The organism is Streptomyces nymphaeiformis (assembly GCF_014203895.1).
Taxonomy (GTDB): Bacteria; Actinomycetota; Actinomycetes; order Streptomycetales; family Streptomycetaceae; genus Streptomyces; species Streptomyces nymphaeiformis.
Map to the genome: position 1 here is coordinate 64235 of NZ_JACHJY010000015.1, position 12640 is coordinate 76874.

The 12640-nt window shown below is 72.0% G+C and carries 10 protein-coding genes; 5 read left to right on the plus strand and 5 right to left on the minus strand.

The annotated features are described in order from the left end of the window. Nucleotides 1-14 precede the first annotated feature (14 nt). Nucleotides 15-1265, minus strand: a complete 1251-nt coding sequence (locus tag GGE06_RS38590; protein WP_116157619.1) for an extracellular solute-binding protein — start codon at nucleotides 1263-1265, stop codon at nucleotides 15-17. 278 nt (nucleotides 1266-1543) lie between these two features. Here GGE06_RS38590 and GGE06_RS38595 point away from each other — a divergent pair, with 278 nt between their 5' ends. Then, nucleotides 1544-1759: a dodecin gene (locus GGE06_RS38595; protein ID WP_116157620.1), complete on the plus strand. Its 216-nt coding sequence runs from the start codon at nucleotides 1544-1546 to the stop codon at nucleotides 1757-1759. A gap of 16 nt (nucleotides 1760-1775) precedes the next feature. Here GGE06_RS38595 and GGE06_RS38600 read toward each other — a convergent pair whose 3' ends face one another. Continuing rightward, entirely contained in the window at nucleotides 1776-2264 is a 489-nt protein-coding gene (locus GGE06_RS38600) for a phosphatase domain-containing protein (RefSeq protein ID WP_116165190.1), read from the minus strand. 99 nt (nucleotides 2265-2363) lie between these two features. Between GGE06_RS38600 and GGE06_RS38605 the strand changes: the two genes are divergently transcribed. The 3 genes from GGE06_RS38605 (at nucleotide 2364) to GGE06_RS38615 (ending at nucleotide 8070) form a co-directional block, all read left to right on the plus strand. Then, entirely contained in the window at nucleotides 2364-3392 is a 1029-nt protein-coding gene (locus GGE06_RS38605; protein WP_116157621.1) for an MsnO8 family LLM class oxidoreductase, read from the plus strand. Nucleotides 3393-3457: 65 nt separating this feature from the next. Then, a complete protein-coding gene (locus GGE06_RS38610; protein WP_116157622.1) occupies nucleotides 3458-5815 on the plus strand; it encodes an ATP-binding cassette domain-containing protein in 2358 nt (785 codons plus the stop codon). Nucleotides 5816-5859: 44 nt separating this feature from the next. Beyond that, a complete protein-coding gene (locus GGE06_RS38615) occupies nucleotides 5860-8070 on the plus strand; it encodes a serine/threonine-protein kinase (protein ID WP_181924428.1) in 2211 nt (736 codons plus the stop codon). A gap of 3 nt (nucleotides 8071-8073) precedes the next feature. On the opposite strand, the gene GGE06_RS38620 is transcribed toward GGE06_RS38615, so the two are convergent. The 3 genes from GGE06_RS38620 to GGE06_RS38630 are packed head-to-tail and all read right to left on the minus strand — an operon-like array spanning nucleotide 8074 to nucleotide 11532. Continuing rightward, on the minus strand, nucleotides 8074-8820 hold the full coding sequence (locus GGE06_RS38620) for a succinate dehydrogenase/fumarate reductase iron-sulfur subunit (RefSeq protein WP_116157623.1): 747 nt from the start codon (nucleotides 8818-8820) through the stop codon (nucleotides 8074-8076). Further along, nucleotides 8817-10799, minus strand: a complete 1983-nt coding sequence (locus tag GGE06_RS38625) for a fumarate reductase/succinate dehydrogenase flavoprotein subunit (RefSeq protein WP_184933011.1) — start codon at nucleotides 10797-10799, stop codon at nucleotides 8817-8819. The genes GGE06_RS38620 and GGE06_RS38625 overlap by 4 nt, the downstream gene beginning before the upstream one ends. A gap of 1 nt (nucleotide 10800) precedes the next feature. Continuing rightward, a complete protein-coding gene (locus GGE06_RS38630; protein WP_184933012.1) occupies nucleotides 10801-11532 on the minus strand; it encodes a succinate dehydrogenase in 732 nt (243 codons plus the stop codon). Between the two features lie 96 nt (nucleotides 11533-11628). Here GGE06_RS38630 and GGE06_RS38635 point away from each other — a divergent pair, with 96 nt between their 5' ends. Continuing rightward, nucleotides 11629-12507, plus strand: coding sequence for a LysR family transcriptional regulator (locus tag GGE06_RS38635; RefSeq protein ID WP_116157626.1), 879 nt, complete (start codon nucleotides 11629-11631; stop codon nucleotides 12505-12507). The last annotated feature ends 133 nt before the right edge of the window (nucleotides 12508-12640 follow it).

Here is a 12640-nt window from a genome sequence, read left to right on the forward strand (position 1 = left end):
GCGAACGCTGAATGCTATTCGGCGAGGGTGTCCGTGATCGCGGTCGAGGCCTCCTTGGCCGCCTTCACGGGGTCCTCTCCCTGGAGGACCGCCGTCATGTACGGCTTGATGGGGTTGTCGGCCTCGACGTCGGCCCACTGCGGGGAGTTGGGGGTGGCCCGGCCGCGTGCGGCGCCCTTCGCCATGACGGCGGTGGCCTCCTGGCCGGCGACGACGGTGGCGAGGCTCTTCTTGTTGGGCACGTAGCCCATGGCGCGGGCGAGTTCGGACTGCCACTTCTCGCCGGCGAGCGCCTTGACGACGTCGAGGGCGGCGCCGCGCTGGGGGGCGTTCTCGGGGATGATGAGGTCGGAGCCGCCGGTGAAGACGGCGCAGGGCCGGCCGGCCTTCTTGCCGGGTATCGGGAAGTAGCCCAGCTTGTCCTCGAGGTCGGGGTTGGCCTTGAGGATGGCGGCGACGGCGCTGGGCGTGGCGATGAGCTGGGCGACGTCGCCCTTGGCGAAGACGTCGGCCTGGGGCGGGGTCTGCTCGTCGGCGTTCTTCGGGCCGGAGCCGAGGGCCTGGAGCTTCTTGTAGAAGGTCATGCCGCGCTGGGCGGCCGGGCTGTCGAGCGCGCCGGTCCACTGGCCGCCCTTGTCGACGGCGAGTTCGCCGCCCTCGTCCCAGATGAAGCCGGCGAGGGTGTACCAGTCCTGTCCGGCGAGGTAGATGCCCTGGGAGCCGTTCTTGTCGAGCTTCTCGGTGTCGTCGAGCCACTCGGCCTGGGTGGCCGGCGGCTTGTCGATGCCGGCGTCGTCGAACAGGTCCTTGTTGTAGATGACGATGCGGTTGGCCGCGTACCAGGGGATGCCGTACTGGGCTCCGGCGATGCTGCCGGGCTCGGCGAGACCGGGCAGCCAGTCCTGGCTGCCGAGGTCGCGGACCGACTCCAGGGTGAGGTCGAAGAGCTTCTCGGTGTCGGCGTACTGGGCGACCTGGGTGTTGCCGACCTCGATGACGTCGGGGCCTCCGGAGCCCTGGATGGCCTCGGTGACCTTCTTCCCGATGCCGGTCCAGTCCTGGATGGTGAACTTCAGCTCGACCCCGGCGTGCTCCTGCTCGTACGCCTCGGTGAAGCGCGTGAGGAAGTCCTCGCTGACGCTGTCCCGCATGAGCCAGACGTTCACGGTCTTCGTCCCGCCGTCGCCGCCCGGCAGCATCCCGCAGCCCGCGAGGGCGAGCGCGGTGGCGGCGGCCAGGGGGCAGGCGAGTGAGCGGTTCTTCACGTGGGTCACCTTCTGCTCAGGTTCAGCACAGGGTCGTGCATGGGGGGCTGACCCGGCATGGGGGGACCGAACGGGGTGTTCGCGCGGGTATGTGGCCTGGATTCTGGTCTGGACCAACGGGATGGTCAAGTCCTTGACGATCCCGTTCCGTGCCCGGATGGACGACCCCTTCCGTTACCCACGGTAGTTACTCATGAGTCGCACGGCCCCCGTCGTGTCGCGCGCCGACGCGCCCTGGGGCACCGTGGAGGGACCGCACCGAGAGGAGTTCGGCCCCCATGTCGAATCACACCTACCGCGTCACCGAGATCGTCGGCACCTCCACCGAGGGCCTCGACGAGGCCATCCGCAACGGCATCCAGCGCGCGTCGCAGACCCTGAGGGGCCTCGACTGGTTCGAGGTCACACAGGTGCGCGGCCACCTCGTCGACGGCTCGATCGAGCACTACCAGGTCGGTCTGAAGGTCGGCTTCCGCCTGGAGGACGAGACCTGACCGACGCCGGTACGCGTCAGGTGCGGCCCTCCTTCTCCTGAGCCTCCCTCAGCGCCTCGGAGGGCTCCGCCCAGCGGGCCCGTACGACACGGAAGCCCGCTTCCTCCGCCGCGTCGCACACCGCCGTGTCGTCGTCGACCAGCATCCTGACCGTGCGGTCGGCGGCGAGGCGGCGCAGGATCTCCACCTTGGTCACCCGGGCCGGCCGGAAGTCCCTGTTGCGCCGCATGTGGACGTCACCCTCGGGGAGCCCGTACGCGGCCAGCCACTCCAGGGTCGACCGGCGGCAGCGCTCGGGCCGCCCGGTGAGGTAGACCACCTCGCACTCCCCGGCCGCCTCGCGGCACAGCGCGACGCCCTCCTCCAGCGGCGGATCGTCGGGTGCCGCCGCGAAGAAGCCCTCCCAGTCCTTGGGCCTGCGCTCCAGGAAGTGCTGGCGGTGCGCGGTGGCGGCGAGCGTGTTGTCCAGGTCGAAGACGGCCAGGGGCCTGTTGTCAGATATCACGGGCCCAGCGTAGGAGGAGCCCTCGGAACCCACCCCGGGAACACCTCACTGGGAATCCCTGTCCGGGAATCCCTGTCCGTCCCGCGCGTTGAAGCCTCTGTGAGCACCTTCCTCGACGGCATCCGCTTCTCCGTCCTCGACCGCTCCCGCACCCGGGAGGGCGAGGACGCCCCTCAGGCGCTGCGCGACACCGTGCGCCTCGCCCAGGAGGCGGAGGCCCTCGGCTACCACCGCTTCTGGGTGTCGGAGCACCACGGCGTGCCCGGGGTGGCCGGATCGGCGCCCACGGTGCTCGCGGCCGCCGTCGCCGCCGCGACCTCCGCCGTCCGGGTCGGTACGGGAGGGGTGATGCTCCCGAACCACCGGCCGCTCGTCGTGGCCGAGCAGTTCGGTGTGCTCGAGGCCCTCTTCCCCGGCCGGATCGACATGGGGGTCGGCCGCTCGGTGGGCTTCACGGACGGCATCCGCCGGGCCCTCGGCCGGGCTAAAGAGGACGCCGACCGGTTCGCGGAGCAGCTCGCCGAGCTCCTCGGCTGGTTCACCGGCGAGCAGACGGCCCATCCGCAGGTGCACGCCCGGCCCGCCGAGGGGCTGCGGGTGCCGCCCTTCGTCCTCGCGACCGGGGAGGGCGCCGGGATCGCCGCGGCGGCCGGACTCCCCCTGGTCATCGGCGACCTGCGCCGCCGCGACCGGCTCCTCGCGGCCGTCGACACGTACCGCACCGCCTTCCGCCCGTCCCCGTGGGCGGCCGAGCCGTACGTGGTCGTCGCGGGGACGGTCGCGGTGGCCGCCACCGAGGCGGAGGCGCGGCGGCTGCTGATGCCGGAGGCCTGGTCGCTCGCCTACTCGCGCACGCGCGGGGTCTTCCCGCCGCTCGCCGCGCCCGAGCGGATCGAGGAGCTGGCGATGACGTCGATGACGGAGAAGCAGCGCGGCTTCTACGAGTCGGGTCTTGACGGGCACCTGCACGGCACGGAGGAGCAGGTGGCCGAGGGGCTGGAGCGGGCGGTGAAGGAGACGGGGGCGCAGGAGGTCCTGGTCACCACGAGCACCTACGACCGGACGGCACTGAGCGACTCGTACCGGCGCCTCGCCCGGGCGGTCGGCCTGACGCCGCGGGGCGTCTGAGGGCTCGGGGCGCGGTCGTAGGGGCGCGACCAGGGCAAACGCGGACCATTCGATAAAGTCGCCCCATGCAAGACGCCCCCCACGATCCGTACGTCCGTGTCCGAGGTGCCCGCGAGCACAACCTCGTCGGTGTCGACGTCGACATCCCGCGCGACGCGCTCGTCGTGTTCACCGGGGTCTCCGGCTCCGGCAAGTCGTCGCTGGCCTTCGGGACGATCTACGCCGAGGCCCAGCGCCGCTACTTCGAGTCGGTCGCCCCGTACGCGCGGCGGCTGATCCACCAGGTGGGGGCGCCCGCGGTCGGCGAGATCACCGGGCTGCCGCCGGCGGTCTCCCTGGAGCAGCGCCGCTCCACGCCGAACGCCCGGTCCTCCGTCGGTACGGTGACCACGCTCTCGAACTCGCTGCGGATGCTGTTCTCCCGGGCGGGCCGCTACCCGGAGGGTGCGGAGCGGCTCGACTCCGACGCCTTCTCCCCCAACACGGCGGCGGGCGCGTGCCCTTCGTGCCACGGACTCGGCCTGGTCCACGACACCAGCGAGGAACTCCTCGTGCCCGACCCGAGCCTGTCGATCCGTCAGGGGGCGATCGCCGCCTGGCCGGGCGCCTGGCAGGGGAAGAACCTGCGGGACGTGCTCGACACCCTCGGCCACGACGTCGACCGGCCGTGGCGGGAGCTCGACGCGAAGGACCGGGAGTGGATCCTCTTCACGGACGAGCAGCCGGTCGTCACCGTCCATCCGGTGCGGGAGGCGGAGCGCATCCAACGCCCCTACCAGGGCACGTACATGAGCGCCCGCCGCTACGTCATGCGCACCTACTCCGACTCGAAGAGCCCGACCCTGCGGACGAAGGCGGAGCGCTTCCTCACCAGCGCGCCCTGCCCGGCGTGCGGCGGCGGCCGGCTGCGGCCCGAGGCGCTCGCCGTCACCTTCGCCGGGCGGAACGTCGCCGAGCTCGCCGCGCTGCCGCTCACCGCCCTGTCCGGTCTCCTCTCGACGGCCGCGGCGACGGAGAGGGACGCCTCGGAGACGGCACGCGTCCTCACCGAGGACCTCGTCGCCCGGATCGGCACGGTCACCGAACTCGGCCTCGGCTACCTGAGCCTGGACCGCGCGACCCCCACCCTGTCCAACGGCGAGCTCCAGCGGCTGCGGCTCGCCACGCAGCTGCGCTCCGGCCTCTTCGGCGTGGTGTACGTCCTCGACGAGCCCTCCGCCGGGCTGCACCCGGCCGACACCGAGGCCCTGCTCGTGGTCCTCGACCGGCTGAAGGCGGCCGGGAACTCGGTCTTCGTCGTCGAGCACCACCTCGACGTCGTCCGGCACGCCGACTGGCTCGTGGACGTCGGCCCGCGCGCCGGCGTGCACGGCGGGCGGGTCCTGCACAGCGGCCCGCCGGACGGTCTCGCCGATGTCGAGGCCTCCGCGACCCGGCGGTTCCTCTTCGACCGGGGGCCCGCGCCCGACCGGACGGTACGGGAGCCGGCGGGCTGGCTGCGGCCGGGGCCGGTCACCCGGCACAACCTGCGGGCGGTGGACGCGGCCTTCCCCGTCGGTGTCCTCACCGCGGTCACGGGCGTCTCGGGCTCCGGGAAGTCCACCCTCGTCGACGCGCTGACCGGGGAAGTGGCGGGCGTGGGCCGTCTGGTGACGGTGGACCAGCGCCCGATCGGCCGTACCCCGCGCTCCAACCTCGCCACGTACACGGGCCTCTTCGACGTCGTGCGCAAGCTGTTCACGGAGACCGAGGAGGCCAGGGCGCGCGGGTACAAGGCGGGACGCTTCTCCTTCAACGTGCCCGGCGGCCGCTGCGAGACCTGCCAGGGCGAGGGCTTCGTCTCCGTCGAACTCCTCTTCCTGCCCAGCACGTACGCCCCCTGCCCCGACTGCCACGGCGCCCGCTACAACCCCGAGACCCTCCAGGTGCGGCTGCGCGGCCTCACCATCGCCGAGGTCCTCGACCTGACCGTCGAGTCGGCCGCCGCCTTCTTCGAGGACACCCCCGCCGCCGCGCGAAGCCTGCGCACCCTCCTCGACGTGGGCCTCGGCTATCTGCGGCTCGGACAGCCGGCCACCGAGCTGTCGGGCGGCGAGGCGCAGCGCATCAAGCTCGCCTCCGAGCTCCAGCGGCCGCACCGCTCCCCCACCACGTACGTCCTCGACGAGCCGACGACCGGTCTGCACCCGGCGGACGTCGAGGTCCTCATGCGCCAGCTCCACGGCCTCGTGGACGCCGGGCACTCGGTGATCGTCGTCGAGCACGACATGGACGTCGTCGCCACCGCCGACTGGGTCCTCGACCTCGGGCCCGGCGGCGGAGACCAGGGCGGCCGGATCGTCGCGGCGGGCCCGCCGGCGGAGGTCGCCGCGGTCCCCGGGAGCCGGACGGCCCCGTACCTCGCGAGGGCGCTGAGCGGCTGACCCGGTACGCTCTCCCGCACACCAGCCGGGGGGACGGGGACAACGTGGCACTGCGGGACAACGACCCACGCGAGATCGGTGGTTACGCGCTCCTGGACCGGCTCGGCTCGGGCGGCATGGGCACCGTCTTCCTGGCCCGGGCCGAGTCGGGGCGGCCGGTGGCGCTGAAGATCGTGCACGAACAGTTCGCCGCGGACGCCGAGTTCCGCACGCGCTTCCGCCAGGAGGTACGGGCGGCCCGCCGGGTCAGCGGCGCCTTCACCGCGCCCGTCGTCGACGCGGACCCGGATGCCGCGCGGCCGTGGATGGCGACGGCGTACGTCCCCGGGCGCACCCTCCGGGACCGGGTCGAGTCGGAAGGCCCGCTGTCCGGGGCCGAGTTGCGGGTCCTCGCGGTGGGACTCGTCGAGGCGCTCCGCGAACTGCACCAGGTGCGGGTGGTCCACCGCGACCTGAAGCCCGACAACGTCCTGCTCACCGAGGACGGCCCCCGGGTCATCGACTTCGGCATCTCCCGCGCGCCCGACCACCAGACGCTGACCGTCACCGGCCGGATCCTCGGCACGCCCCCGTACATGTCCCCGGAGCAGCTCTCGACCCCGCACCGGGTCACCCCGGCGTCGGACGTCTTCTCTCTCGGCGCGGTCCTCGTCTACGCGACGACGGGCCGGGGTCCTTTCGACGCGGGCAGCCCGTACATGACGGCGTACAACGTGGTCCACGAACCCCCGGAGATCGCGGAACTCTCCGGGACCGTACGGGAGATCGTCCAGTGGTGCCTGACGAAGGAACCGGGGGAACGGCCGGGTCCGGAGGATCTGCTGTCGGCGTTCCGGGCGGCGCCGGAGGAGGAGTGGGGTGCACCCCGGGGACCTGGCGTCACGGGAGCGTCCCCCGTGCCGACGGAGGTCTCGCGCCGCCACGCCCGCCGAAAGCCCCGGCTGGTGGCTTTGGCTACGGCGGTGGCGTTGATCGCGGGAACAGGTGTGTACCTCCTCTGGCCCGAGGGGCAGCCGCGTGGGACCGCAGAGGTGGTCTCAGCCGGGCCGTCCTCCTCGACCACGCCGTCGAGTCAGGCCAAGGGGCGTCCGACGCCGCCGGACGCAGCCACGCTGGCGTCCGGGAACCCCTACACCCCTGTGTACGGCGGGGATCCCGGCGGCCTGCACGTGTACGCCGACTCGCCCAGCCGTCGTCCCAAGGGCTGGCGACCGTGGACTGCTGCCGCCGGTGCGGGGGCGTGCGTCTTCGCCGCCGCGTCCCTGGTGTGCGTGGCCCCGGGAGACACGCCGGGGCGCGGGCGTGTCTCCCGCATCGACGCCGCCACGGGGAGGACGCTCTGGTCGAAGCAGGCGGACATCCAGTACGACAGCGTTCCCGCCGTGGCCGGTGTGACGGTCGCCGTCTCATCCGTCAGCGGGGTGCGCGCCTTCGCGCTCTCCGACGGCCGCGCCCTTTGGGGCCCGACAGACAAGGACGCCATCGGTCAACTCACCACCGACGGCCGGAGCATCTACGGCACGGGGCAGGACGGCACGGTGGTCTGCTTGGACCCCGCCACCGGCAAGCCGCGCTGGCGGCGGCCCGGAGTCTCCCACGGGATCGCCTACCCTCGTGTCCGCGTCTCGGGCAGCGGGGTGCATGTGCTCTCCGTGGAGGACGGGGAGGTGGACGCCGGGTTGGTCCTGAGCCTCCGCGCGACCGATGGCAAGACCGTCGGGACGACGAGGCTCTCCCGGCCCTGCGCCCCCTGGAGCCTTGCGGTCGTGCCGTCGGACGCCGGAGACGGCTTCGGGCTCCTTGTCTGCCGTGCCTCCCCTGGCGAGGGGTACCACATGCAATGGGCCAGGGCCGGGGCCGCCTACACGGATCTGGAGAGACCCGGCATCGCCTCGTTGACGGCCTCCGCGCGAGGCACGTTCGGGGTGATCGCAACCCCGCGGGCGGACGATGCCTTCGCCGAGTTCGACGTACAACGGGAAGGCGGTGTCCCCTGGCAAGTGCCGTTGGGCTTCGCCTGTGACGCGGTGGCCCTGCCACCGGTCGTGACCGGTCGCCGGGCCTATGTGGTCTGCGGTCAGTCCGGCGTCGTGGTCGATCTCACCCGCCACCTGGTGGTGAACCGGTTCGATCTGCCCTCGCCGGCCTCCCAGGCGGGCAGCCTGAACCCAGGGGTGATCGTGGCCGGCGGAATCCTGTACGCCCAGACCATGACGGGCTGGGCCTCCGTCGACCCCTACGCCACGCCCGTCTGACGCCTACCCCTTCACCTTCCTCCGCGCCCGCAGCCACTCCCGGTTCATCGCCGCGATCGACGGCAGCGGAATGCCCTTCGGGCAGGCCGTGGCGCATTCGCCCGTCAGGGTGCAGCCGCCGAAACCCTCCGCGTCCATCTGGGCCACCATGTCGAGGACGCGGGTCTCGCGTTCCGGGGAGCCCTGGGGCAGGACGTTCAGGTGGTTGATCTTGGCGGAGGTGAAGAGCATCGCCGAGCCGTTCGGGCAGGCCGCCACGCACGCGCCGCAGCCGATGCACTCCGCGTGCTCGAAGGCGGAGTCCGCGTCGGCCTTCGGGACCGGTGTGGCGTGGGCCTCGGGGGCCGAGCCCGTCGTGGCCGTGATGTAGCCGCCGGCCTGGATGACGCGGTCGAAGGCGGAGCGGTCGACGACGAGGTCCTTGACGACGGGGAAGGCGGACGCCCGCCAGGGTTCGACGTCGATGGTATCGCCGTCGCGGAAGGAGCGCATGTGGAGCTGGCAGGTCGTGGTGCGTTCCGGCCCGTGCGCGTCGCCGTTGATGACGAGGCTGCACGCGCCGCAGATGCCCTCGCGGCAGTCGTGGTCGAAGGCCACGGGGTCCTCGCCGCGCAGGATGAGGTCCTCGTTGAGGGTGTCGAGCATTTCGAGGAAGGACATGTCGGGCGAGATGCCGTCGACCGCGTAGGTGGCCATGGCGCCCTCGCTGCCGCCGTTCTTCTGGCGCCAGACGCGCAGGTTGAGCCTCATGCGTAGCTCCGCTGGGTGGGGTGGACGTACTCGAAGGTGAGGTCCTCCTTGTGGAGGACGGGGGCGGCACCGTCGGGGGTGCCGTGCACTCCCGGGGGACGACCCCCGGACCCCCGGAATTCCCAGGCCGCGGCGTACGCGAACTCCTCGTCGCGGCGGGCGGCTTCGCCGTCCGGGGTCTGGGACTCCTCGCGGAAGTGACCGCCGCAGGACTCGGCGCGGTGGAGCGCGTCGAGGCACATGAGCTCGGCGAGTTCCAGGTAGTCGACGATCCGGTTGGCCTTCTCCAGGGACTGGTTGAACTCCTGTCCGGTGCCGGGGACCTTGATGCGGCGCCAGAACTCCTCGCGGATCTCGGGGATGCGGCGCAGGGCCTTGGTGAGGCCCTCCTCGGTGCGGGCCATGCCGCAGTACTCCCACATGAGTTCGCCGAGTTCGCGGTGGAAGGAGTCGGGGGTGCGGTCGCCGTCGACGGAGAGGAGGAGGTGGAGGCGGTCCTCGGTCTCGGCGAGGACGTCCTGTACGGCGGGGTGGTCGTCGGTGACGGGCTCGCCGTGCGGGTGGCGGGCCAGGTAGTCGTTGATGGTGGCCGGCAGCACGAAGTAGCCGTCGGCGAGGCCCTGCATGAGGGCGGAGGCGCCGAGCCGGTTGGCCCCGTGGTCGGAGAAGTTGGCCTCGCCGATGGCGAAGAGGCCGGGGATCGTGGTCTGGAGGTCGTAGTCGACCCAGAGTCCGCCCATCGTGTAGTGGACGGCGGGGTAGATCCGCATGGGGACCTCGTACGGGTTCTCCGCGGTGATCCGCTCGTACATGTCGAAGAGGTTGCCGTACTTCTCCTCGACGGCCTTGCGGCCCATCCGCCGGATCGCGTCGGCGAAGTCCAGGTAGACGCCCTGGCCGCCGGGGCCGACGCCCCGCCCCTCGTCGCAGACGTTCTTCGCGGCGCGGGAGGCGATGTCGCGGGGGACGAGGTTGCCGAAGGAGGGGTAGATGCGCTCCAGGTAGTAGTCGCGCTCGTCCTCGGGGATGTCGGCGGCGGGACGGGTGTCGCCCTGCGCCTTCGGGACCCAGATGCGGCCGTCGTTGCGCAGCGACTCGCTCATCAGGGTCAGCTTGGACTGGTGGTCGCCGGTGCGCGGGATGCAGGTGGGGTGGATCTGGGTGAAGCAGGGGTTGGCGAAGTACGCCCCGCGCCGGTGTGCGCGCCAGACGGCGGTGGCGTTGGAGTTCATGGCGTTCGTCGACAGGTAGAAGACGTTGCCGTAGCCGCCGCTGGCGAGGACGACGGCGTCGGCGTAGTGGGTGGAGATCTCGCCCGTGATCAGGTCGCGGGCGACGATGCCGCGGGCCCGTCCGTCGACGACGATCAGGTCGAGCATCTCCGTACGGGCGTGCATCTCGACGTTGCCGGCGGCGATCTGCCGGGACAGCGCCTGATAGGCGCCGAGGAGGAGCTGCTGGCCGGTCTGGCCGCGGGCGTAGAAGGTGCGGGAGACCTGGACGCCGCCGAAGGAGCGGGTGTCGAGGAGGCCGCCGTACTCGCGGGCGAAGGGGACGCCCTGGGCGACGCACTGGTCGATGATCTCGACGGAGATCTGGGCGAGGCGGTGGACGTTGGACTCGCGGGCCCTGAAGTCGCCGCCCTTGACGGTGTCGTAGAAGAGGCGGTGGATGGAGTCGCCGTCGTTGCGGTAGTTCTTGGCGGCGTTGATGCCGCCCTGGGCGGCGATGGAGTGGGCGCGGCGCGGGGAGTCCTGGAAGCAGAACTGGACGACCTGGTAGCCCTGTTCGGCGAGGGTGGCGCCGGCGGAGCCGCCGGCGAGGCCGGTGCCGACGACGATGATCCGGTGCTTGCGGCGGTTGGCGGGGTTGACCAGCTTGGCCTGGAAGCGGCGGGTGTCCCAGCGTTCGGCGACGGGCCCCGCGGGCGCCTTGTCGTCGGCGACGGGCTCGCCGGTGACGTAATCGAGGTAACTCATGTCAGCTCACCACTCCGGTCATGACGGCGACGGGGACGGAGACGAAGCCCGCGGTCAGGACGAGCGCGAGGGTGTTCGCGAGCAGCTTGAGGAGGCGCTCGCGGCGGGCGTTGCCGACGCCCAGGGTCTGGGCGGCGCTCCAGAAGCCGTGGCGGACGTGGAGGCCGAGGGCGAGCATCGCGACGATGTAGACGACGTTGCCGTACCAGGTGGAGAAGGTGTCGACGACGTTCTGGTAGGGCTTGCCCTCCTCGAAGCCGCCGGGGTGGAGGGTGCCGGTGGTCAGGTCGAGGAGGTGCCAGACGATGAAGAGGCCGAGGATGATCCCGCCCCAGCGCATGGTGCGGGTGGCGTACGAGGCGCGCTTGCGGCGGTGGACGTACGCGGTGGGGCGGGCCTTCAGGTCGCGCCGGCTGAGCTGGTACGCGGAGACGGCGTGGGCGACGACGACGGCGAGGAGCACGATCCGGACGATCCAGAGGGCCCAGTGGTGGTGCAGGACCGGGGCGCCCATGACGCGCAGCCAGTGGCCGTAGGCGTTGAACTCCTCGGGGCCGAAGAAGACCTTCAGGTTGCCGGCGACGTGGGCGACGAGATAGCCGAGCATGATCAGCCCGCTGACGGCCATGACCGTCTTCTTGCCGATCGTCGACGACCAGAAGCCGCGGGACGGTGTCGGTGTGGGGGACGGCGGGCGGGAGGCCGTCCGCTCCCTCGTGGGTGCCAGAGCCATGTTCTCGACGCTAGGGCCGAAGGGTCCGAGAGGTCCAAGACATGGTCTGGCTGATCTCAATAGGCTGCACCTATTCATATCCCCTACGCTGGGAGCATGCAGTTCCAGCAGCTCCTCTACTTCGTCGCCGTGGCCGAGACCCGGCACTTCACCCGGGCCGCCGAGCGGGTCCACGTCTCGCAGCCCTCGCTCTCCCAGCAGATCAAGGCGCTGGAACAGGAGTTGGGCGCGGAGCTGTTCAGCCGCGCCCGGGGGAACATCACCCTCACCGACGCGGGCGACGCCCTGCTGCCGCTCGCCCGCCGGATCCTCGCCGACACGGAGACGGCCCGCCTGGAGGTGCAGGAGCTGGCCCAGCTCAAGCGGGGCCGGGTGCGGCTCGGCGCGACGCCGAGCCTGTGCACGGGGCTCCTCCCCGACGTGCTGCGGGCCTTCCACGACCTGCATCCGGGGATCGAGCTCCTCATCGAGGAGGGCGGCTCGCACGATCTCGTACGGGAGCTGGCGCGCGGCGCGCTCGACCTGGCGCTGGTGGTGCTCCCCCTCCCCTCCCCCTCCCCCGCCCTGACGACGGTCGAACTGCTCCGGGAGGACCTGGTGGTCGTCTCCGCCGCCTCGGAGCCGGCACCGCGGCGGCCCGTGCGGATCGCGGACCTGCGGGATCAGCCCCTGGTCATGTTCCGGCACGGCTACGACCTGCGGGAACTGACCGTGGCGGCCTGCCGGGCAGAGGGCTTCGAGCCCACGTTCACCGTCGAGGGCGGGGAGCTGGACGCGGTCCTCGGTTTCGTACGGGCCGGTCTTGGGCTCGCGGTCGTGCCGGCGATGGTGGCGGCGCGGGCGGGGCGGGACCTGCGGGTGACGGCGCTCGCCCGTCCGGGCCTGCGCCGCACGATCGCCCTGGCACACCGCAGCGACGTGGCCCCGCCGAGAGCGGCCCGCGAACTCCAGAACCTGCTGCTACGCCGCACCTGAGCCGGCTACGGGGCTGTGCCCGCCCCGTTGTGGTCGGCGCTTCCGCGCCCTGTTGTGGGCCTGCGCCCCGCCGTTGTGGGCATGCGTTCCGCCGGGGCGAGGGGGACCCCCCCCTCGCCCAGCGGGACGATTG